Raw genomic sequence first — 20,999 nt, forward strand, 5'->3', positions numbered from 1 at the left:
CGGATTCGGGGCCTGGCGGCGGCGCGGATAGGATGGGGTCCCGTTGTCGCCGTACAAAAGGTGCTCGTTTTCCCCATGGACATCACCCCCGCTGGAGTTCCCGACAAGTTCGCCGTCCTCGGTCTCACCTTCGACGACGTGCTGCTGCAGCCGAACGAGTCCGACGTCATCCCGTCCGAGGCCGTCACCCGGTCTCGCCTGAGTCGTAACGTCGAGGTCAACATCCCGCTGGTGTCCAGCGCGATGGACACCGTCACCGAGGCGCGGATGGCGATCGCCATGGCGCGCCAGGGCGGCCTCGGCGTTCTGCACCGCAACCTTTCGATCGAGGACCAGGCCCAGCAGGTCGACCTGGTGAAGCGCTCCGAGTCCGGCATGATCGCGCAGCCGATCACCATCGGCCCGGACGCCAGCATCGGCGAGGCCGACGCGCTCTGCGGGCAGTACCGGATCTCCGGCGTCCCGGTGGTGGACGACGCCGGCGTCCTGGTCGGCATCGTCACCAACCGCGACATGCGCTTCGAGACCGACCTGTCCCGGCCGGTCCGCGAGGTGATGACCAAGCAGCCGCTGATCACCGGCCGGCAGGGGATCGCCGCCGACGACGCGATGGCGCTGCTCAGCAAGCACAAGGTGGAGAAGCTGCCGCTGGTCGACGAGGCCGGCAAGCTCACCGGCCTGATCACGCTGAAGGACTTCGTCAAGCGCGACAAGTTCCCGCTGTCCACCAAGGACGCCACCGGCCGGCTGATGGTGGGCGCCGCGATCGGCTTCTTCGGCGAGGCCTACAAGCGGGCCATGACGCTGGTCGAGGCCGGCGTCGACGTGCTCGTCGTGGACACCGCGCACGGTCACTCCCAGGCCCAGATCGAGATCATCCGCAAGCTCAAGGCCGACCCGGCGACCCGCGGCGTCGACGTCGTCGGCGGCAACGTCGGCACCCGCGCGGGCGCGCAGGCGCTGGTCGACGCGGGCGCGGACGGCGTGAAGGTCGGCGTCGGCCCGGGCTCGATCTGCACGACGCGGGTCGTGTCCGGCGTCGGCGTGCCACAGGTGACCGCGATCTACGAGGCGTCGCTGGCGTGCAAGCCGGCCGGCGTCCCGGTCATCGGCGACGGCGGCCTGCAGTATTCGGGTGACATCGCCAAGGCGCTCGTCGCGGGTGCGGACACCGTCATGCTGGGCTCGCTGCTCGCCGGCTGCGAGGAGTCGCCGGGCGACCTGGTGTTCATCAACGGCAAGCAGTTCAAGGCGTACCGCGGGATGGGCTCGCTCGGCGCGATGTCGTCGGCCGGCGGCCTGCGCAAGTCGTACTCCAAGGACCGCTACTTCCAGCACGACGGCAGCGGCGACGAGAAGCTGATCGCCGAGGGCGTCGAGGGCCAGGTGCCGTACCGCGGCCCGCTGTCGGCCGTCGCGCACCAGCTGGTCGGCGGCCTGCGGCAGTCGATGTGGTACACGGGCGCCCGCACGGTGGCCGAGCTGCAGGAGAAGGGCCGGTTCGTCCGGATCACCTCCGCCGGCCTGCAGGAGTCCCACCCGCACGACATCCAGATGACGGTCGAGGCGCCGAACTACTCCGGCCGCTGACCCCGCCTGCACACACCCGTTAGGACACCAGATGACCGAGATCGAGATCGGCCGGGCCAAGCGCGGCCGGCAGGCGTACGCGTTCGACGACATCGCGATCGTGCCGTCGCGCCGGACGCGGGACCCGGAGGAGGTCTCGGTCGCCTGGCAGATCGACGCGTACCGGTTCGAGCTGCCGATCCTGGCCGCGCCGATGGACTCGGTGATGTCACCGGCCACCGCGATCGCGATCGGCAAGGCCGGCGGTCTCGGCGTCCTGAACCTCGAAGGCCTCTGGACGCGGTACGAGAACCCGGCGAACCTGCTCGAGGAGATCACCACCCTCGACGCCCAGCAGGCGACGCACCGGCTGCAGGAGATCTACGCGGCGCCGATCAAGCCCGAGCTGATCTCCCAGCGGGTGCAGGAGATCCGTGACTCCGGTGTCACGGTGGCCGGCGCGCTCTCGCCGCAGCGCACCAAGCAGTTCGCCAAGCACGTCGTGGACGCCGGGGTCGACCTGTTCGTCATCCGCGGGACGACGGTGTCCGCCGAGCACGTGTCCGGGCAGGCCGAGCCGCTGAACCTGAAGCAGTTCATCTACGACCTCGACGTCCCGGTGATCGTCGGCGGCTGTGCGACGCACCAGGCGGCGCTGCACCTGATGCGGACCGGCGCGGCCGGCGTCCTGGTCGGCTTCGGCGGCGGCGCCGCGCACACCACCCGGAAGGTGCTCGGCGTCGCGGTGCCGATGGCGTCGGCGGTGGCCGACGTCGCGGCGGCCCGGCGGGACTACATGGACGAGTCCGGCGGACGCTACGTGCACGTCATCGCGGACGGCTCGGTCGGGCGGTCCGGTGACGTGGCGAAGGCGGTCGCCTGCGGCGCGGACGCGGTGATGGTCGGTTCGCCGCTGGCCCGCGCGAGCGACGCCCCCGGCGGCGGGTACCACTGGGGCGCCGAGGCCTGGCACCAGGACCTGCCCCGCGGCGAGCGGGTCGAGGTCGGCGTCACCGGCACGATGGAGCAGATCCTGTTCGGCCCGTCCTGGGTCCCGGACGGCACGATGAACCTGGTCGGCGCGCTCAAGCGCGCGATGGCCACCACCGGCTACACGGAGCTCAAGGAGTTCCAGCGGGTCGAGGTCGTCGTCGGCTGATGGGCACGGTGTTGAATGCCGCGACTCCGTCGCGGCGGATCATGGGGCTGTAACTCCCGGCCTTCCCTCGTCGCTCCAGTCGCTGCGCTCCCTCCGCTCCTCAGTCCAGGCCGGGAGGCCCCATGATCGGCGTCCTGCTCCTGCACGGTTCGAGCGGTGCGCCGGACGTCGACCGTGCGCGCCTCCTCGAGGCGGAGGGGTACGACGTCCTCGCGCCGCGCTGGACCGTCACGCACGAGGTCCCGCTGGAGTCCTTCCCGCTGGACGAGCTGGCTGATCACGATCGGCTGGTCGTGATGGGCAGCTCGTGGGGCGCCGAGGCGGCGTTGCTGCTGGGCGCGCTGGACGAGCGGGTGGACGCGGTGGTCGCGTTCGCGCCGAGCGCCTACGTGTGGGGCCGGGTCCTGGAGGACGGCAGCCAGCGGTCGGCGTGGACCTGGCGGGGCGAGCCGCTGCCGTTCGTACCGTTCGCCCCGGACTGGGCAGCCATCGACGATCCGCCGAGCTACGTCGGGCTGTACCGGCAGAGCGTGGCGACGTACGCCGACGCCGAGCGCGCCCGGATCCCGGTCGAGCGCATCCGCGACGTGCTGCTCGTGGCGGGCGGGGACGACCAGGTGTGGCCGGCGGTCGAGTTCGCCGCGGAGATCGCGCGGCGGCGCGGCGACCTGCCGACGCGGATCGTGACGGTCCCGGAGGCCGGGCATCGCGCGGTGCTGCCCGGTGAGGAACCGAAGGCCGCGGGGCAACGGATGGCCCGCGGCGGTACGGCGGCCGCGGACCGCGAGCTGGGCGCTCTGGCCTGGCCCGAGATCCTCCGGTTGCTCGCTGACGGGCTTCGAGTTCACCGGGCTTGATGGGTTCTGGAAGGATTGCGGCATGGGATTGTTCAGCCGACGGAGCAGCCAGGAGACGGACAATGTCGCCCTCGCCGCGGCGCGAGGCCGACTGTCCGCGGACGATGTCGATCAGGTGCGGTTCCTGATCACCACGAAGAAGGCGGTGCACGCGGTCAGGCTGATCCGTGACCGCACCGGCCTCGACCTCAAGCACTCCAAGGAGCTGGTCGACGACATCCGCCTCGGGCGGTATGTGCCGCCGACCACCGGGACGCCGTTGGTGCGCCGGCCCGGCACCAACCTGGCCGAGCGCACCCGCGCGCTGAAGGCCGCGGGCGAGCTCCACCAGGCGACCGCGCTGGTGGTGTCCGAGACCGGCATGACCGAGGCCGAAGCCGGCCTGTTCGTCGGCGCCCTGAAGACCGAGCTCCAGGACTGACCGCCCTGCTGTAAGTGCGGGGTTGGCCTGTCCCAAGATGTGCACGCTGGACAGGTAGTGCACTGCCGAGACGCTGTATGCGCAGCAAGGTTCACGCTCAGGTGCACTACCCGGAGGACTGACACGTCCTGTCGAGCTTGCACGCCAGAGCCTAGCCCTTCACATACGAGAGCTTCTCCGCGATCCTCCCGTCCCGGAGGCGCAGGATGTCGACCCCGCGCACGTGGCCGCGGTCGCCGGAGTCCGTCTTCCACGAGTACTGCCAGCGCACCACGGCCCGGTCGCCGAGCAGCACGGTCTCTTCGGTCTCGAAGTGTGGCTCGGCGGTCTCCGCGAACAGCTTCGCCCATGCTGCCCGGACGGCGTCCGCGCCCTCGAAGCGGCTGCCGTCCGGGGCCGGCGAGGTGGACTCGAACACGATGTCCGCTGTGACCAGCGACATCGCGGTCTCCAGGTCGCCCTGGTCGAAGGCGGTGCCGAACCGCTCGACTACGTCGCCGGACTCCACCGCGGGTTCCTTCCGAAGGCGGCCAGCAGCGCGTCGGCCGGTTCGGTGAAGCCGTCGAGGTGCTCGCCGATCATGCCGGCCGAACGGTAGAGCTCCTCGCGCTTCGCGAACCAGGTCGCGACCTCGTCGACCAGGTCGGCATCCATCCGCGGCGGTGTGCCGGTGGCCACGGCCAGGTCCCACCCGTGCACGAGATGGTCGGCCGCGAGTTGCCGCAGGTACTCGTCCGGATCCTCGTCGCCGTACGACAGATGCACCTTGTCGATCGAGCGGGTCGCGGCGGCTCGGGCCTCCGCGGCCGCGGCCGACGCCGCTCCGGCCGGGTCGTCCCCGAGCAGGTCGCCGTCGAGGGTGTCCCCGACCTCGGCGATCGTCCGGCCCTCCATCAGCGGCCGGGTCCAGCGCTCCTCGCCGACGACGTGGTTCACCAGCGCGCGGACGTCCCAGTCCGAGCACGGGGTCGGCGCCGACCACTGATCGGCGGCCACCTCGGAGGCCAGTTCCGCGAAGTTCGCGACCGTACGGTTGTGCAGCTCTACGACATCCATGAGCCTCCCCCTTTCAGCGCCAGCGTCCGTCCGGGCGGAATGCGCGTCAAGCAGCGGGGGTCTTACCGCCTCTCAACGGCCGAGCTGGAGTTGCTCCGCCGCCTCGTGGGCGTGGTACGACGCCGCCAGGTCGCCGGTGGCGGCGAGCAGGTTGCCGTGGTGCCGGTAGCAGGCCCCGGCCAGCTCCTTCATCGCCTCGTTGTCGTCGGCGAACGGGATCAGCGCGGTGGCCACCTCCGCGCACCAGCCGCCGAGGTCGAGCGCGATCTCGGTCCGCCCGGCCTGGAAGTAGCCCTCGGAGATGTCGAGCAGCAGCTGCGCCCAGATCGGCACGTACGTCGCGGTCTGGAAGCGCATCCGGTGCGACTCCCGCTCGGACGAGATCGCGAACAGGTAGTGCGCCTCGAGACCCAGCGTCAGCGCGGTGTCCGCGTCCTCGCGCAGCAGCGGCCGCACCAGCTCGGCGAGCTCGGCCGCTCGTTGCGCCGCCGACTCCGGGTCCGTCCGGCCGGACACGGTCGCCAGCGTCATCCCCGGCGCGGGCTCGCTGAGCGCGACCAGGCGGTGGTACTGCTCGAACGGCCCGAGCTTGATCTCCGCGTTCTCCAGTGCGGCGACCAGCGTCAGCGGCAGGCCCCGGTCCAGCTCCTCGACCACGCGTGCCGCCGTCTCGGCGTCGGTGTCGTACGCCGTCCGCAGGCAGGCCTCGCCCTCCAGGCGGCCGACGGTGCCGAGGTGCTTGCCCTTGCGGACCAGCGCGGCGACGAGCGTGCGCATGTCGGTCGTCGAGTCGGAGTCGGCGAGTGTGTCGGCCGTGGTGAGCCCGATCTCGTCCGCCTCGAGGGCGAGGTCCAAGCGTCCCTCGGCAGCGTGGACGTCGGCCGACACCGCGGTCGCCGTACACAGGTAGCGGGCGTAGGACAGCGACTGCGGGCTTTCGTTGATCTGGTCGGCGAGCTGCAGGAACAGCTGGGTCGCCGCGTCCGCGGACGCGACCGCGAGCGCGGGGTCGCCGTACCGGCGCAGGATGAGCGCGTTCATCGCGAGCACGCGGGCGAAGTCGGGCTGGTGCTTGAGGCCGTCCTCGCCGCCGACGAGCTGCCCGTACGCGATCACCGCGCCGTCCATCTCCAGGACGGCGGTGGCGCCGTGGCCGCGGTGCGCCTGCGTCATCGCGCGCCGGGCGCGGACGTCGGCGAGGAAGCAGGTGGCGTCCAGCACGCCGGCGTCCTGGAGCTCGGTGTAGCCGAGCTGCGCCTCGTGCAGCGCAGCGAGTGCCTCCTCGTGCCGGCCGGAGGCGTTCAGCGACCCGGCCAGCTCGTACTGGGTCGCGGCCATCAGGTGCTTGGCCTCGTAGTGGTTCGGGTGCCCTTCGGCCCGCTCCCTGGCCAGCTCGATGACCCGCTGCTGGTACGGCCCCGCCTCGTCGGCCCGGCCTTCCTCGATCAGCACCTGGGCTGTCTGCAGCGCCTCGCCGAGCTCGTCCTCAGGAGGCGTCCAGAGCCCCCCGCTGTCCACCATCTGTACGTTCCACCCCTTCGCAGGTATCAGCGGATCAGCTTAACCATTCTCTGATACTGACACCCTGCATTACCGGCAGGTAGCCTTCCTCTATGAGTGACCAGACGTCGATTCCTGCGGATCCGGAGCTCGACCCCACCGCCTCGTACGCGACCGACCAGTCGGTGATCCGCCGGTTGTCGGGTCTGCTGCGGGCCACGGCCGGGACCCGGACGTCGTACGCGCCGGCCACCGGGCAGCCGATCGCGGACCTGCCGGTGTCGAGCGCGGACGACGTGGTCGCGGCGGTCCGGACCGCCCGGAGGACCCAGCAGACCTGGCGGCGGGTCCCACTCGCCGAGCGCGCCGCGATCCTGCTGCGGTACCACGACCTGGTGCTCGACCATCGGCACGAGCTGGTCGACCTGATCATCCGCGAGTCCGGCAAGGCGCGGAAGCAGGCGTTCGAGGAGCTCGCCCACGTCGCGCTCACCGCGCGGTACTACGGCCGCAAGGCGTTCGAGCTGCTCGAGCCGCAGCGCAAGCTCGGGATCTTCCCGCTGCTGACCCGCGCCGAGACGCGGTTCGTCCCGAAGGGCGTCGTCGGCATCATCTCGCCGTGGAACTACCCGTTGACGATGGCGATCTCCGACGGGCTGCCGGCGATCCTCGCCGGCAACACCGTGGTCCACAAACCCGACAGCCAGACCCCGCTGACCGCGCTGCGCGGTATCGAGCTGCTGTACGAGGCGGGCCTGCCGCGGGAGGCGTGGATCCCGGTCAACGGCGACGGCCCGACGGTCGGCGGCGCGCTGATCCAGAACGCCGACTACATCTGCTTCACCGGCTCGACGAAGACCGGCCGCCTGGTGGCGAAGCAGGCGGGTGAGCGGTTGATCGGCTGCAGCCTCGAGCTCGGCGGCAAGAACCCGATGCTCGTCCTGCGCGACGCCGACATCCACCGTGCCGCCGAGGGCGCCGTCCGCGCGTGCTTCGCGAACGCGGGCCAGCTGTGCGTCTCGATGGAGCGGCTGTACGTCGCGGACCAGGTGTACGACGCGTTCGTCACGGCCTTCGTCGACCGGGTGAAGAAGCTCCGCCTGAGCGCCGGCACCGGCTGGGACGTCGACATGGGCTCGCTGATCTCGAAGGCACAGCTGGAATCCACGACGCGGCATGTCGAGGACGCCCGGGCGAAGGGCGCGACCGTCCTGACCGGTGGCAAGCCGCGACCGGACATCGGGCCGCTCTTCTACGAGCCGACCGTGCTGTCCGGCGTCACCCCGGCGATGGAGTGCTTCGACAACGAGACCTTCGGCCCGGTCGTGTCGATCTACCGGTTCTCCGACGAGTCCGAGGCGATCCAGCGCGCGAACGAGGGCGAGTACGGCCTGAACGCGAGCGTCTGGACCCGGGACGGCCGCCGCGGCCGCGCGGTCGCGGCGCAGCTGATGGCCGGCACGGTCAACGTCAACGAGGGGTACGGCGCGACGTTCGGCTCGATCGACACCCCGATGGGCGGCATGCGCCAGTCCGGTCTCGGCCGGCGGCAGGGTGTCGAGGGCATCCGGCGGTACGTCGAGCCGCAGGCGATCGCCACCCAGCGGCTGCTCCCGATCGCGGCCTCGCACGGTCTGTCCGACGAGAAGTTCGCCGAGCTGATGACCGGCGCCCTGCGGGTGCTGAAGAAGATCGGACGCCCGTGACGAGTTACGACTACGATGTCGTCGTCATCGGGTCCGGCTTCGGTGGGTCGGTGTCGGCGCTGCGGCTGACCGAGAAGGGCTACCGGGTCGCCGTCCTGGAGGCCGGGGCGCGGTTCGAGGACGCCGCCTTCGCGAAGAACTCCTGGGACGGCAAGCGGTTCCTGTTCGCCCCGAAGCTCGGGATGTACGGGATCCAGCGGATCAGCGCTTTGCGCGACGTGATCATCCTGTCCGGCGCCGGGGTCGGCGGCGGCAGCCTCAACTACGCGAACACGCTGTACGAGCCGCTGCCGGCGTTCTACACCGACCGGCAGTGGGCGCACATCACCGACTGGCGGTCCGAGCTGGCGCCGTACTACGACCAGGCGAAGCGGATGCTGGGCGTGACGACGTACCCGGGGTTCACGCCGGCCGACAAGGTGATGAAGCAGGTCGCCGAGGACATGGGGGTCGGCGAGACGTTCCGCGCGACACCGGTCGGTGTCTTCTTCGGTGAGCCCGGCGTGGAGGTCGACGACCCGTACTTCGGCGGCGTGGGCCCCCGCCGGACCGGCTGCATCAACTGCGGCGAGTGCATGACGGGCTGCCGGCACAACGCGAAGAACACACTGACCAAGAACTACCTGTACCTTGCGGAGAAGGCCGGCGCGGAGGTGTACTCGCTGACCACGGTGACGTCCGTCGAGCCGCTCCCTGAAGACACAGGCGGCGGGTATGCGATCGAGACCCGGCGGACGTCGAACAGGAAGGCCACCCGCCGGTTCACCGCGCAGCAGGTCGTGTTCGCGGCCTCGGCCCTCGGGACCGCGAAGCTGCTGCACCGGCTCCGTGACGAGGGCAAGCTGCCCCGGCTGTCGGACCGGCTGGGCGTCCTCACCCGGACGAACTCGGAGTCGCTGCTCGGCGCGATCTCCCGCGACCGGGATGTCGACTACAGCTACGGCGTCGCGATCACGTCGTCGTTCCACCCCGACGAGATCACCCACATCGAGCCCGTGCGGTACGGGAAGGGCAGCAATGCGATGTCGCTGCTGCAGACCGTGCTGACCGACGGCGACGGGGACAAGCCGCGCTGGCGGACCTGGCTGCGCGAGCTCGGCGTGCAGCGGAAGAACATCCGTCGGCTGTACGACCTGAAGCACTGGTCCGAGCGGACCGTGATCGCGCTGGTGATGCAGACCGCGGACAACTCGATCACGACGTTCGGCAAGCGGGACCGGCTGGGCCGCTGGCGGCTGACGTCGAAGCAGGGCCACGGCGCGCCGAACCCGTCCTGGATCCCCGTCGCGAACCAGGTGGTCCGGCGGATGGCGCGGCTGATGAACGGTACGCCGGGCGGCACGATCGGCGAGCCGTTCAACGTGCCGATGACGGCGCACTTCATCGGCGGCTGCGCGATCGGCGACTCGCCGGCGTCGGGCGTCGTGGATCCGTACCACCGCGTCTACGGGTACGACGGCCTGCACATCGTCGACGGTTCGACGATCTCCGCGAACCTCGGCGTCAACCCGTCCCTGACGATCACCGCGCAGGCCGAGCGGGCGCTGTCGTTCTGGCCGAACAAGGGCGAGGCGGATCCGCGTCCGGCGGCCGGATCGGCGTACGAACGCGTCCAGCCGGTGCAGCCGGCGCATCCCGTCGTACCGGCCGAGGCGCCCGGCGCCCTGCGGCTGCCGATCGTCCCGAAGCAGGCTGTGACGGATCCGTAACAAAGCGGTGCGAAAAGATAGCAAATGAAAAAGCCTCAGCAGTAGGTTGCTGAGGCTTTGTGAAAAGGTCCGGAAAAGGGAGCAGGTCCCTCGGGAACGTTTCCGCCCAAATCGTTTCCCGAGGGACCCACTCAAGCCGGGGTGAGGCGCCCGGCGCTTTGGGATCGGGTCACCAACCACAGCTGGCGACCCGAGCTCTTGGTCACTACCTTACATCCGATTTCCGCGAGCTTCAGGCCTTGTGACCACTCTGCGTGCTGATCGTAATGATCGGCCTTGTCGCTCTTGGTAATCAGGTGGCGGTCTTCCTTGCGGTAACCGCCTTCGTACACATCAACGAGCCCTTCTACAGGGGGTTACGAGGTTTCCCAGAAAAATCCAGAAACTTTTCCGGGGGAGTGCGGAGAGTGGCGATGAGGCACTCCGGCGGCATCTGTTCCACGTGACGCCCGCCGCAGCCCCGGCGTACCCCTCTGACCTACTGTGAGCCCGGACCGTTGAGTTGAGGCAGGAGAATGATGAGCGAGATCCTGGGCGTGGCACGTGAGCAGGTTCTGGAGCAGGGCATCGGGCTGAGCCAGGAACAACTGGTCGAGGTTCTCCGGACCCCTGACGACCGGCTGCCCGAGCTGCTCGCGCTCGCCCACGACGTCCGGGTGAAGTGGTGCGGCGAGGAGGTCGAGGTCGAGGGGATCATCTCGCTGAAGACCGGCGGCTGCCCCGAGGACTGCCACTTCTGCTCGCAGTCCGGCCAGTTCACCTCGCCGGTGCGCGCGGTCTGGCTGAACATCCCCGAGCTCGTCGAGGCCGCCAAGGAGACCGCGAAGACCGGCGCCACCGAGTTCTGCATCGTGGCCGCGGTCCGCGGGCCGGACGAGCGGCTGATGTCGCAGGTGAAGGCCGGTATCGAGGCGATCAACGCCGAGGTCGACATCAACATCGCCTGCTCGCTCGGGATGCTGACCCAGGCGCAGGTCGACGAGCTGAAGTCGTGGGGCGTGCACCGCTACAACCACAACCTCGAGTCGGCCCGCTCGTACTTCGGCGACGTCGTCACCACGCACTCGTTCGAGGAGCGCTGGGAGACCTGCCTGATGGTGCGTGAGTCCGGGATGGAGCTGTGCTGCGGCGGCCTGGTCGGGATGGGGGAGTCGCTGGAGCAGCGCGCCGAGCTCGCCGCCCAGCTCGCCGAGCTCGACCCGCACGAGGTGCCGCTGAACTTCCTCAACCCGCGGCCGGGGACGCCGTTCGGCGACCTGGACGTGATGGACGGCAAGGACGCGCTGCGCACGATCGCCGCGTTCCGGCTGGCGATGCCGCGGACTGTCCTGCGGTACGCCGGCGGCCGGGAGCTGACCCTCGGCGACCTCGGCACCCGCGAGGGCCTGCTCGGCGGCATCAACGCGGTCATCGTCGGGAACTACCTGACCACCCTAGGACGCCCGGCCACCGCCGACCTGGACCTGCTCGCCGAGCTGAAGATGCCGGTCAAGGAACTCCAGAAGACGCTGTGACCGAGACGTACTGCGGCCGCTGCGGCCGCGAACTCGCCGACGGCGGTCACGAGGACTGCCGCCAGGCGCTGGCCCTGGAACCTCCCAGGTACTGCGGGACCTGCCGCCGCCGGATGGTCGTCCAGGTCCACCCGATGGGCTGGTCGGCGCGCTGCTCCGTCCACGGCGTCCTGACTGCAGGCTGACCCGAGGCGTCGGATATCGTTTGTCTGTGGGTAATTTCGCCGACCTGACTGTGCTTCCGGCGCTGGGTACGGCGAAGTGGACGACCGCGCAGATCTTTGCGTACGAGGTCGCTCTCGAAGCGGTCCGGCAGGCGATCGGGTCCTGCGCCCAGCGGATCGCCGAGGCCGAGGCCGCCGACGAGCCCGACCAGGAGCTGATCGCGGCGTTGCGCGCCGAGCAGGCCGCCTGGGCGGCCCGCGGCGAGCAGCTCGACCCGCTCGACAGCCGCGCCGTCAGCCGGGTTCGCGCCGACGCCGACAACCTGCTCAGCGTCGACGACGAGGACGAAGACGACGATGAGGGCCACGACGGGCCGGACGACGAGGCCGAGGAGGCGCCGGGCGGGCAGGACGGCCGAGGTGACTGAGCAGGACCGGTTCGTGCCGAGCGCCTTCTCGCCGAGCGGCTTCCGGCCGCGCGAGTTCGTGCTGAGTGACGCGGACAGCGAGCGGATCTTCCGCGAGCGGATCGTCCCCGATCGGCTCACCGGCACCCCGCAGGACGATCCGCTGGTGGTCTTCGTCGCCGGTCAGCCCGGCGACGGCAAGGCCTCGATCACCGCGCTGGTGAAGGCCGTACTGGCGCGTCGCGGCCGGCCGGTCGTGCTGAGCAGCTTCGCCCTCGAGGCATACCACCCGCGGCTGTCCGAACCCATCAGCGACGAGCCCTCCACCGCCGACCGGTACGTCGAGACCGACGGCCTGCGCTGGCTGGCCCGCGCCGAGGAGCTGGTCGCCGAGCAGCGCTACGACGTCGTCGTCGAGACCGAACTGGCCGACCCGGAGGCGTTCGCGGCATCGGCCCGTGCGTTCAAGGCGGCCGGCTACCAGGTCGAGGTCGCCCTCGTCGCCGTGCACGAGGCCGTCAGCCGCCTCGGCGTACTGCAGCGCCACATCCGCGCCCTGGAGGACTTCGGCTTCGGCCGCCTCGTCACGCAAGCCCGCCACGACGCCGGGCACGCCGGGGCGCTGCGCGCGGCCGAGCTGATCGACGAGGGCGACTGGGCGGACCGCGTCGGCGTGCTGCGACCCGACGGCCAGCTGATCTACGGCAACGAGCGCGACCCCGACTGGCAGCAACCACCCCGCGCCGCCGACGCGATCACCTGGGAGCGCGAAGGCCTCTGGTCGGTCACCGAATCCCGCGACTTCCTCGACGCCACGAGCTCGGTCGAACGCTTCGGCCTGTCCGCCCCGGTCCAATGGATCCGTGACGAGTCCGTCGACGGCGCCAGGGCCTTGATGACGCTGGCGAAGCCGCGCCTCGACCCCGTGGCCGTCACTTTGCACATCGCCAAGGCGGGGACCGCGTTCTAGCGCCGAGCGAGGTCCTGATCACATCGGGCCCACCTGCGGGTCGCGCGTGCGGGAGAAACGATTACCGTTGGGAATCCTCAGGACGGAGGAGGACGGTGTCACAGTCGGTCAATGCGTGGCGACAGCGGGACGCGGAGGTGCTCTGGCATCCGTACTCCTCGCTGACCGAGCCGTCGCCGGTGCGGATGGTGCGGGGCGCGTCCGGCGTGCGGTTGCAGCTGGACGACGGCGTGGGCGGGACCGTCGAGGCGATCGACGCGATGGCGTCGTGGTGGTGCATGATCCACGGCTACCGGAACCCGGTGCTGGACGCGGCGCTGAAGCGCCAGGTCGACGAGTTCAGCCACGTGATGTTCGGTGGGCTGACCCACGAACCGGCGATCCGGCTGGCGGACCGGCTGATCGAGATCACGCCGGAGCCGCTGCGGCACGTGTTCTTCTGCGACTCGGGATCGGTCTCGGTCGAGGTGGCGATCAAGCTCGCCCTGCAGTACCAGGTTGCGCGCGGCAACCACGGCCGGACCCGGATGCTGACGGTCCGCGGCGGGTACCACGGCGACACGTTCGCCCCGATGAGCGTCTGCGACCCGGTCAACGGCATGCACTCGCTGTTCACCGGCGCCCTCAAGGAGCAGGTCTTCGGCCCGCAACCACCCGCCGGCTTCGACCGCCCGGACGACGACCCGGAGCTGCGGTCCTGGGCCGACGCGCTGGCGGCACTGGCCGAGCAGCATTCCGGTGAGGTCGCAGGCATCGTCGTCGAGCCGGTTCTGCAGGGCGCCGGCGGCATGTACCCGTACAGCCCGGCCTGCCTGCGGGTTCTCCGCGAGATCGCCGACCGCCACGGTTTTCTGCTGATCTTCGACGAGATCGCCACCGGGTTCGGCCGCACCGGCACGATGTTCGCGTCCGAGCACGCGGCCGTCGACCCCGACATCCTGTGCGTCGGCAAGGCGCTGACGGGCGGGTATCTGACGCTGGCGGCGATGCTGTGTACGACGGACGTCGCGCACACGGTGTCGAACGGGCCAGGTGGTGCGTTGATGCACGGTCCGACGTTCATGGCCAACCCGCTCGCCTGCTCGGTCGCTCTGGCGTCGATCGACTTGCTGCTCTCCCAGGACTGGGCCGCACGAGTGGACCGGATTTCGGCCGGTTTGTCCGTTGGGCTGGCACCGGCGCGGGAGTTGCCTGCCGTGAAGGACGTGCGGGTGCTCGGGGCTGTCGGCGTAGTGCAGCTCGGCGGGCCGGTGGATCTGCCGCGCATGACCGAGGCGGCGTTGCGGCGGGGCGTGTGGGTGCGCCCGTTCCGCGATCTCGTCTACACGATGCCGCCGTACGTCTGCACCGACGCCGACATCGCCGCCATCGGCGCCGCGATCACGGGTGCGGTCGAGGAGGCCGGCTGATGCTGGAGGACTGGCTCGCCCCGAAGGCGGCCGCGCTGGAGGCGCGCGGCCTGACCCGGCGGCTGCACGCCCGCGCCGCGGACGCCGACCTGATCGACCTCGCAGGCAACGACTACCTCGGCCTGGCTCGCGATCCGCGGGTGGCGGCGGCCGCCGCGGACGCCGTACGTACGTGGGGCACGGGCGCGACGGCGTCCCGCCTCGTCACCGGTACGACGGAACTCCACGAGCAGCTCGAGTCCGCGCTGGCGGCGTACACCGGGCAGGAGTCGGCGCTCGTGTTCTCGTCCGGGTATCTGGCCAACCTCGGCGTGGTCACCGCGCTCGGCGGCCCGGGCACCCTCCTGGTCTCCGACGAACACGTCCACGCCTCCCTCGTCGACGCCTGCCGCCTGGCCCGCTCCCGCGTCGAGATCGTCCCGCACAACGACGTCGACGCCGTCGAGAAGGTGCTTGCCGAGCGCAACGAGCCGCACGCGGTGGTGATGACCGAGTCGGTTTTCAGCGTCCTCAGCGACGAGGCGCCGCTGCCCGAACTCGCCGCGATCACCAAGTCCCGCAACGCCGTACTCCTGGTCGACGAGGCCCACGGTTTGGGTGTCACCGGCAACGGACACGGATCCGTCCACGCGGCCGGCCTCGCCGGTCTCGAGCATGTCGTCGTCACGATGACGCTGTCCAAGTCCCTCGCCTCGCAGGGCGGAGTGGTCCTCGGGCCGTCGCTCCTCCGCGAGCACCTCGTCAACCGGGCCCGCCCGTTCATCTACGACACCGGCCTCAACCCGGCCGCCTGCGCCGCCGCCCTGGCGGCCCTGCAGATCCTGCAGGCCGAGCCGGACCGCCCCGCCGCGATCCACCAGGCCACCGCACGTCTAGCAGCCGTAGGCAAGGTGCCGCCACCACGCGGGGCAGTCGTCTCCATCCCGATGCCAGGCCCACACGAAACCGTCCAAGCGGCCGAGCTGTGCCTGGAGAACGGCGTACGCGTCGGCAGCTTCCGTCCACCGTCCGTCCCCGACGGCATCTCCCGCTTGCGGCTGACCGCGCACGCCGGATTGCCGGATGCGGATCTCGATCGCGCCTGCGCCGTGATCACCGACGCGATAGAACAGTTCTCATGATCACCATCGTCACCGGGACCGACACCGGCGTCGGCAAGACGATCGTCACGGCCGCGCTCGCCGTCCTCGCGGGGGCGTCTGTCTCGGTCGTCAAGCCCGCGCAGACCGGCGTCGGGCCGGACGAGCCGGGGGACCTGGACGACGTGCACCGGCTGAGCGGGCTGACCAAGCTGCACGAGGGCGTCCGGCTGCGGGATCCGCTGGCGCCGACGACCGCGGCCCGGCGGGAGGGCGTCCGGCTGCCTCCGGTGCTGGCGCACGCGCGGGCGATCGACGAGCTGGCCCGGACGAACGACACCGTGCTGGTGGAGGGCGCGGGCGGCATCCTCGTCGGGCTGGATGCTGAAGGCAACAACCTTGCGGATCTCGCCGGGCACCTGACGTCGCCGTTCGGATTCGTGGTGGTGGCGAGGGCGGGTCTGGGCACGCTGAACCATGCCGGCCTGACCGTCGAGGCGTTGCGGTCCAGGGGCCTGCCGATCGACGGGCTGGTCATCGGGTCGTTGCCGGAGCAGCCGGATCTCGCCGAGGAGTGCAACCTGGAGGACCTGCCGGCGACGACCGGGGTCCCGCTGCTCGGACGGATCCCGGCCGGGGCGGGATCGCTGAGCCAGGAGGAGTTCGTCGCCGCGGCGCCGGGATGGTTCGAGTGACCGGCTGCCCGGCGCGGTACGACGAGCAGCTCGGGTACTGGGTCGTCGACGATCCGGCGCTGGCGCGCGACGTCCTGCTCGATCCGCGGATGTTCCGCCCGGACAACGCCGTCCTCGCGCACACTCCGCTGGCGGTGAAGGCGCTGCGGGTGCTGTCCACGGTGGGGTTCGCGCTGCCGCCGACGCTGGCGAACAACGCGGGCGAGTCGCACCGGCCGATCCGCGCCGCAGTCGCCCGGTTCTTCAGCCCGGCGCGTGTGGCGGCGGCCGAGCCGTTCACCCGGGAGCTCAACGCCGTGCGGGTCGCGGCGGCAGCTGCGGAGCTCGCGAGCGGGCGGGAGGTGGACCTGGTCCAGGCGATCGCCGCCGAGCCGCCTGCCCTCGTCGTACTGCGGTTGCTCGGCCTGACGGATGTCGACGTACCAGCGTTGAAGGCGTGGAGCCTGGACTCGCTCGAGCTGTTTTGGGGATGGCCCGACGAGGACCGGCAGCTGGAGTTGGCACACAGCGCGGCCGAGTTCTATGCCTGGCTGCGCTCGCGGACGGCGGCCGCGCGGCAGGCGCCGGCCGACGATCTGTTCGGTGCGCTGGTCGGGCTGGGGCTGACGGACGAGGAGGTCTGTGCGGTCGGCTACTTCCTGCTGATCGCCGGTCAGGAGACCACCACCCAACTCATCTCCGCCGCTTTCCACCGCGTGCTGGGAGAGGCCGAGCGCGCTGCCGAGCCGGCGGAGCTGGTCGAGTGTGTGCTGCGGGATGCGTCTTCGGTCCCGACCTGGCGGCGGATCACCGCCGAGCCGACGGTCCTCGGAGACGTGGAGCTGCCGGCCGGAGCGCCGGTGCTGCTCGGACTGAGCGGCCACGGCGGCCCGGCGGATCTCGCGTTCGGGATCGGGATGCATCGCTGCCTGGGGGCCGGCCTGGCGCGGATGGAGACGCGGGTGGCGCTGGAGAGCGCCGGCGAGCTGCTGGCCGGCGTCCGGCCGGTGGAGGAGCCGCCGATGATCGACCTGCTCTCGTTCCGGGCGCCGAAGCGTCTCCGGGTTGTAACGCGCGGTAACACCGAGGACAACTCGCGGCCCTAGCGTCACCTCTCGTGAGCTTCCCATCGCGCCGCCGGGTGCGGCTGTGGTTCGGACCGCACCAAATCGCGGACTACATCGGCGAACCGGCCGCGGCCGCCCGTCACGAGGCCGCGATGCGGCGCCGGTTCCCGGGCCTGGACGTCACCAACGACCCGCTGCCGGCGCCGCGGCGTTCGGCGGATTACAGCCCTGCTGACCTGCACCGATAGGCTTTGCGCGTGGCCCACGAAATCCCGCAGCACGAGCTGGTCCTGGTCGTCGACTTCGGCGCGCAGTATGCGCAGCTGATCGCCCGCCGGGTGCGCGAGGCGAAGGTGTACTCCGAGATCGTGCCGCACTCGATGCCGGTCGAGGAGATGCTGGCCAAGCAGCCGAAGGCGATCATCCTGTCCGGCGGCCCGCAGTCGGTGTACGCCGAGGGCGCGCCGCGGGTCGAGTCCGGACTGTTCGAGGCCGGCGTCGCGGCGTTCGGGATCTGCTACGGGTTCCAGGCGATGGCGCAGACGCTCGGCGGCGACGTCCGGCGGACCGGGTTGCGCGAGTTCGGCCGGACGCCGGTCACGGTGAGCGCGGCCGGCACGCTGCTGGCCGGTATCCCCGAGGACCTGAACGTGTGGATGTCGCACGGTGACGCGGTGCACGCGCCGCCCGCCGGCTTCGCGGTGCTCGCCGCCTCCGAGGGCGCGCCGGTGGCCGCGTTCGAGGACCTGGACCGGCGACTCGCCGGCGTCCAGTGGCACCCGGAGGTCCTGCACTCGCAGGCCGGGCAGGCCGTGCTGGAGCACTTCCTGTACGACATTGCCGGCTGCAAGGGCGACTGGACGACGACCAACGTCGTCGACGAGCAGGTCGAGCTGATCCGGCAGCAGGTCGGCGACAAGCAGGTGCTGTGCGCGCTGTCCGGCGGTGTGGACTCCGCGGTCGCGGCGGCCCTGGTGCACAAGGCGATCGGTGACCAGTTGACGTGTGTGTACGTCGACCACGGCCTGCAGCGGGCCGGGGAGTCGGAGCAGATCGAGAAGGACTTCGTCGCCGCGACCGGGATCCGGCTGGAGGCGGTCGACGCCGAGGAGCAGTTCCTGACCGCGCTGGCCGGGGTGACCGACCCCGAGCAGAAGCGGAAGATCGTCGGCCGGGAGTTCATCCGCACGTTCGAGGCGACCGCGCGCAAGGTGGACGCCGAGCGGCACATCGAGTTCCTGGTCCAGGGCACGCTGTACCCGGACGTCGTGGAGTCCGGCGGCGGCGCGGGCGCGGCGAACATCAAGTCGCACCACAACGTCGGCGGCCTGCCGGACGACCTGCAGTTCAGCCTGATCGAGCCGCTGCGGACGCTGTTCAAGGACGAGGTCCGTGAGCTCGGCCTGGCGCTTGGCCTGCCGGAGACGATGGTCTACCGGCACCCGTTCCCGGGTCCCGGCCTGAGCATCCGGATCATCGGCGAGGTCACCCGCGAGCGGCTGGACATCCTCCGCGCCGCGGACCTGATCGCCCGCACCGAGCTCACCGCGGCCGGGCTCGACCGCGACATCTGGCAGTTCCCGGTGGTCCTGCTGGCCGACGTCCGGTCGGTCGGCGTCCAGGGCGACGGCCGGACGTACGGTCACCCCGTCGTGTTGCGCCCGGTCACCAGCGAGGACGCGATGACCGCCGACTGGGCCCGCCTGCCGTACGACGTGATCGAGAAGATCTCCACCCGGATCACCAACGAGGTCGACGAGGTCAACCGCGTCACCCTCGACGTCACCAGCAAGCCCCCGGGCACCATCGAGTGGGAGTGAGTGCGACCGCAGTCACAGCGGGTGACCCCCACGACTGTTAGTGTCGTAGTGTCGCCCGTTGACCACGGCGGGTGATATTCCTCGGGGGAGGAGACCGTGGTGTTCCGCGTTTATTTCGAGTGTGCGGATCTGGCGAGGACGACGATCGCGCAGCAGCCCGATCCGTTGTGGGAGGTCCTGCTGGGTCTCCACGTCCTGCAGACCGATGACGAGCCGGAGACGTTCGGCAGGTGGCGCGAGCGGGCCAGAGCCCGGCTGAGCGCCCTGGAGCAGGAGTTGCTCGCGGTGACCCCGCCAGTGGGGTACTCGCCGGACTTCCTGACACCGCGGGCTGCGGGCGAGGGACTCGAGGCGGGACTGGCGGCCGTCGCTGCCACGCCGCCCGGTCAGCTGCGGTCCGAGCTGGGTCGGCTGTCCGACACCGTCCGGCTGCCCGCCTGGACCCGGCGGCTCGCGGCCGGCGAGACCGCCGTGATGCACCGGCTCGTGCAGGGCCTGAAGTCGTTCCACCGGACCAAGATCGCGCCGCAGATGCCGATGATCACGACCGCGATCGAGCCGGCCGTTGCCAAGCACAACGACACGGTCGCGAACGGCGGGCTCGAGTCGCTGATCCCGCAGCTGCACCCGACGCTGCACTGGGACGCGCCGGTGCTGTCGGTCGACCTGCCGCACATCGACCGCGACCTGCACCTGAACGGCCGCGGACTGCGGCTGGTGCCGTCGTTCTTCTGCTGGAAGTACCCGATGATGCTGCTCGATCCCGCGCTGCCGCCGGTCCTGGTGTACCCGGTCCGGCACGAGGCCTTCCCGGTCGTCACCCGCCGGGCGGACCGTGACGGCGCCGTCGCCGATCTGCTCGGGAAGACCCGGGCGCGGGTGCTGCGGAGCATCTCGAGCGGCGCCTGCTCGACCAGCGAACTCGCGGTCCGTGCCGGCATCTCTCTGGCCTCGGCCAGTGAGCACGCGCGCGTCCTGCACGACACCGGCCTGGTGACGACGCGCCGCATCGGCAGCTCCGTGCGGCACATGCTGAACCCGGTCGGCGCGGACGTCCTCACCGGTGTCCGCGGCTGAGCCGGAGCCCTTGGGCTATTGGGGTTTCATGGACTGGATGCCGTCGAGGAGGCGGTCCAGGCCGTACCGGTACGAGTCGGCGGCGGCCTCCCGGGTGGACGACTGGTAGCCGTCCGCGTGCCAGATCGCGGTCATCGCGGGATGCCTGTCGACGTCGAAGTACGTCTCCCACAGGTCGTTCCGCTCATACCACCAGGCGTCGTTGGTCTGGCCGGTCGCGCGCTCGACGAGCCGGCTCTCCGCCTCGAGACTCGCCGCGGAGTCGACGTACGTCGTGACGGCGAGCGCGGCCGTGTTGGTCTCGAGCGCGCCGAGTCCGAGGCCGAGCAGCGCGGACAGCAGGTACTCGCGGCCGGCCAGCATGCCCGGGCCGACCGGCGGGCGGATCGTCGACACCTGTGACAGCCACAGGTGCCGCTGGAACATCGCACGGGTCTGCTCGGAGTAGATCTCGACCTGGTCCCGCCAGTCCTCCGGTCGCGCCTCACCAGGGCCCGGCAGCTCGCGTTCGCCGAGCACCTGGTCGACCATCAGGTCGAGCAGCTCGTCCTTCGACGGCACGTACGTGTAGAGCGTCATCGTGCCGACGCCGAGCTCCTTCGCCAGCCCGCCCATCGACGCGGCTGCCAAGCCTTGGTCGTCCGCGAGCTGGATGCCCGTGCGCACGACGTCGTCCACGTTCAGCGACGGCCGACGGCCCGCGCCCCGCTTGCGCGCCGCTCTGTCGACGAGCTCATCGGCGGCCGGCTGGCGGTGGTTTCGCCACAGCAGCGCCAGCGTCTTGTCCGGCTGCCCCTCGCCACTCCGCCGCTCGCTCACGGCCCTACGATAGGCGCTTCGA

At 70.8% G+C, this 20,999-nt stretch carries 21 protein-coding genes; 17 read left to right on the plus strand and 4 right to left on the minus strand.

The window, feature by feature from the left end; all coding sequences use genetic code 11:
* Positions 1-75 precede the first annotated feature (75 nt).
* The 4 genes from guaB (at position 76) to ABZX12_RS34055 (ending at position 4,006) form a co-directional block, all read left to right on the plus strand.
* Complete coding sequence (guaB, locus tag ABZX12_RS34040) at positions 76-1,590, plus strand: IMP dehydrogenase (protein ID WP_355699539.1); 1,515 nt, start codon at positions 76-78, stop codon at positions 1,588-1,590.
* 31 nt (positions 1,591-1,621) lie between these two features.
* On the plus strand, positions 1,622-2,728 hold the full coding sequence (locus tag ABZX12_RS34045; protein ID WP_355699540.1) for a GuaB3 family IMP dehydrogenase-related protein: 1,107 nt from the start codon (positions 1,622-1,624) through the stop codon (positions 2,726-2,728).
* A 122-nt stretch (positions 2,729-2,850) separates the two neighbouring features.
* Positions 2,851-3,585 carry an acyl-CoA thioester hydrolase/BAAT C-terminal domain-containing protein gene (locus tag ABZX12_RS34050; protein ID WP_355699541.1) on the plus strand — a complete coding sequence of 245 codons (735 nt, stop codon included), beginning with the start codon at positions 2,851-2,853 and terminating at the stop codon, positions 3,583-3,585.
* Between the two features lie 22 nt (positions 3,586-3,607).
* On the plus strand, positions 3,608-4,006 hold the full coding sequence (locus ABZX12_RS34055; protein WP_355699542.1) for a hypothetical protein: 399 nt from the start codon (positions 3,608-3,610) through the stop codon (positions 4,004-4,006).
* A gap of 151 nt (positions 4,007-4,157) precedes the next feature.
* On the opposite strand, the gene ABZX12_RS34060 is transcribed toward ABZX12_RS34055, so the two are convergent.
* The 3 genes from ABZX12_RS34060 to ABZX12_RS34070 form a co-directional block, all read right to left on the minus strand.
* Positions 4,158-4,514 (minus strand): nuclear transport factor 2 family protein, encoded by a 357-nt coding sequence (locus tag ABZX12_RS34060; RefSeq protein WP_355699543.1) that lies wholly within the window; start codon positions 4,512-4,514, stop codon positions 4,158-4,160.
* Positions 4,496-5,062 carry a TIGR03086 family metal-binding protein gene (locus ABZX12_RS34065; protein ID WP_355699544.1) on the minus strand — a complete coding sequence of 189 codons (567 nt, stop codon included), beginning with the start codon at positions 5,060-5,062 and terminating at the stop codon, positions 4,496-4,498. Before ABZX12_RS34065 ends, ABZX12_RS34060 begins: the two co-directional genes overlap by 19 nt.
* Before the next feature lie 72 nt (positions 5,063-5,134).
* The gene (locus tag ABZX12_RS34070) at positions 5,135-6,583 is read right to left on the minus strand and encodes a hypothetical protein (RefSeq protein WP_355699545.1); all 1,449 of its coding nucleotides are present in this window, start codon (positions 6,581-6,583) and stop codon (positions 5,135-5,137) included.
* A gap of 92 nt (positions 6,584-6,675) precedes the next feature.
* Here ABZX12_RS34070 and ABZX12_RS34075 point away from each other — a divergent pair, with 92 nt between their 5' ends.
* The 13 genes from ABZX12_RS34075 to ABZX12_RS34135 all read left to right on the plus strand — a co-directional run bounded on the left by ABZX12_RS34075 (position 6,676) and on the right by ABZX12_RS34135 (position 20,158).
* Positions 6,676-8,268, plus strand: coding sequence for a succinic semialdehyde dehydrogenase (locus tag ABZX12_RS34075; protein WP_355699546.1), 1,593 nt, complete (start codon positions 6,676-6,678; stop codon positions 8,266-8,268).
* On the plus strand, positions 8,265-9,977 hold the full coding sequence (locus ABZX12_RS34080; protein WP_355699547.1) for a GMC family oxidoreductase: 1,713 nt from the start codon (positions 8,265-8,267) through the stop codon (positions 9,975-9,977). The genes ABZX12_RS34075 and ABZX12_RS34080 overlap by 4 nt, the downstream gene beginning before the upstream one ends.
* A gap of 518 nt (positions 9,978-10,495) precedes the next feature.
* A complete protein-coding gene (gene bioB / locus ABZX12_RS34085; RefSeq protein WP_355699548.1) occupies positions 10,496-11,491 on the plus strand; it encodes a biotin synthase BioB in 996 nt (331 codons plus the stop codon).
* A complete protein-coding gene (locus ABZX12_RS34090) occupies positions 11,488-11,676 on the plus strand; it encodes a hypothetical protein (RefSeq protein ID WP_355699549.1) in 189 nt (62 codons plus the stop codon). Before bioB ends, ABZX12_RS34090 begins: the two co-directional genes overlap by 4 nt.
* 26 nt (positions 11,677-11,702) lie before the next feature.
* Complete coding sequence (locus tag ABZX12_RS34095) at positions 11,703-12,083, plus strand: hypothetical protein (protein WP_355699550.1); 381 nt, start codon at positions 11,703-11,705, stop codon at positions 12,081-12,083.
* The gene (locus ABZX12_RS34100) at positions 12,076-13,032 is read left to right on the plus strand and encodes a zeta toxin family protein (RefSeq protein WP_355699551.1); all 957 of its coding nucleotides are present in this window, start codon (positions 12,076-12,078) and stop codon (positions 13,030-13,032) included. The genes ABZX12_RS34095 and ABZX12_RS34100 overlap by 8 nt, the downstream gene beginning before the upstream one ends.
* A 95-nt stretch (positions 13,033-13,127) precedes the next feature.
* Entirely contained in the window at positions 13,128-14,441 is a 1,314-nt protein-coding gene (locus ABZX12_RS34105) for an adenosylmethionine--8-amino-7-oxononanoate transaminase (protein ID WP_355699552.1), read from the plus strand.
* The gene (locus ABZX12_RS34110; RefSeq protein ID WP_355699553.1) at positions 14,441-15,562 is read left to right on the plus strand and encodes an 8-amino-7-oxononanoate synthase; all 1,122 of its coding nucleotides are present in this window, start codon (positions 14,441-14,443) and stop codon (positions 15,560-15,562) included. Before ABZX12_RS34105 ends, ABZX12_RS34110 begins: the two co-directional genes overlap by 1 nt.
* On the plus strand, positions 15,559-16,215 hold the full coding sequence (gene bioD, locus ABZX12_RS34115; RefSeq protein WP_355699554.1) for a dethiobiotin synthase: 657 nt from the start codon (positions 15,559-15,561) through the stop codon (positions 16,213-16,215). The genes ABZX12_RS34110 and bioD overlap by 4 nt, the downstream gene beginning before the upstream one ends.
* Positions 16,203-17,300 (plus strand): hypothetical protein, encoded by a 1,098-nt coding sequence (locus ABZX12_RS34120; protein ID WP_355699555.1) that lies wholly within the window; start codon positions 16,203-16,205, stop codon positions 17,298-17,300. The genes bioD and ABZX12_RS34120 overlap by 13 nt, the downstream gene beginning before the upstream one ends.
* A gap of 11 nt (positions 17,301-17,311) precedes the next feature.
* Positions 17,312-17,509: a hypothetical protein gene (locus tag ABZX12_RS34125; protein WP_355699556.1), complete on the plus strand. Its 198-nt coding sequence runs from the start codon at positions 17,312-17,314 to the stop codon at positions 17,507-17,509.
* A gap of 21 nt (positions 17,510-17,530) precedes the next feature.
* Positions 17,531-19,081 (plus strand): glutamine-hydrolyzing GMP synthase, encoded by a 1,551-nt coding sequence (gene guaA, locus ABZX12_RS34130; RefSeq protein ID WP_355699649.1) that lies wholly within the window; start codon positions 17,531-17,533, stop codon positions 19,079-19,081.
* Positions 19,082-19,180: 99 nt separating this feature from the next.
* A complete protein-coding gene (locus ABZX12_RS34135) occupies positions 19,181-20,158 on the plus strand; it encodes a winged helix-turn-helix domain-containing protein (RefSeq protein ID WP_355699557.1) in 978 nt (325 codons plus the stop codon).
* 15 nt (positions 20,159-20,173) lie between these two features.
* Here ABZX12_RS34135 and ABZX12_RS34140 read toward each other — a convergent pair whose 3' ends face one another.
* A complete protein-coding gene (locus ABZX12_RS34140; protein WP_355699558.1) occupies positions 20,174-20,977 on the minus strand; it encodes a TetR/AcrR family transcriptional regulator in 804 nt (267 codons plus the stop codon).
* Positions 20,978-20,999: the final 22 nt, after the last annotated feature.

Source organism: Kribbella sp. NPDC003505 (assembly GCF_040610875.1).
Lineage (GTDB): Bacteria > Actinomycetota > Actinomycetes > Propionibacteriales > Kribbellaceae > Kribbella.

What these genes read in the sequence shown, in the direction of transcription:
- guaB (WP_355699539.1), top strand. Translation starts at nt 76, where the DNA reads ATGGACATCACCCCCGCTGGAGTTCCCGACAAGTTCGCCGTCCTCGGT.
- ABZX12_RS34045 (WP_355699540.1), top strand. Translation starts at nt 1,622, where the DNA reads ATGACCGAGATCGAGATCGGCCGGGCCAAGCGCGGCCGGCAGGCGTAC.
- ABZX12_RS34050 (WP_355699541.1), top strand. Translation starts at nt 2,851, where the DNA reads ATGATCGGCGTCCTGCTCCTGCACGGTTCGAGCGGTGCGCCGGACGTC.
- ABZX12_RS34055 (WP_355699542.1), top strand. Translation starts at nt 3,608, where the DNA reads ATGGGATTGTTCAGCCGACGGAGCAGCCAGGAGACGGACAATGTCGCC.
- ABZX12_RS34065 (WP_355699544.1), bottom strand. Translation starts at nt 5,062, where the DNA reads ATGGATGTCGTAGAGCTGCACAACCGTACGGTCGCGAACTTCGCGGAA.
- ABZX12_RS34070 (WP_355699545.1), bottom strand. Translation starts at nt 6,583, where the DNA reads ATGGTGGACAGCGGGGGGCTCTGGACGCCTCCTGAGGACGAGCTCGGC.
- ABZX12_RS34075 (WP_355699546.1), top strand. Translation starts at nt 6,676, where the DNA reads ATGAGTGACCAGACGTCGATTCCTGCGGATCCGGAGCTCGACCCCACC.
- bioB (WP_355699548.1), top strand. Translation starts at nt 10,496, where the DNA reads ATGAGCGAGATCCTGGGCGTGGCACGTGAGCAGGTTCTGGAGCAGGGC.
- ABZX12_RS34110 (WP_355699553.1), top strand. Translation starts at nt 14,441, where the DNA reads ATGCTGGAGGACTGGCTCGCCCCGAAGGCGGCCGCGCTGGAGGCGCGC.
- bioD (WP_355699554.1), top strand. Translation starts at nt 15,559, where the DNA reads ATGATCACCATCGTCACCGGGACCGACACCGGCGTCGGCAAGACGATC.
- ABZX12_RS34120 (WP_355699555.1), top strand. Translation starts at nt 16,203, where the DNA reads ATGGTTCGAGTGACCGGCTGCCCGGCGCGGTACGACGAGCAGCTCGGG.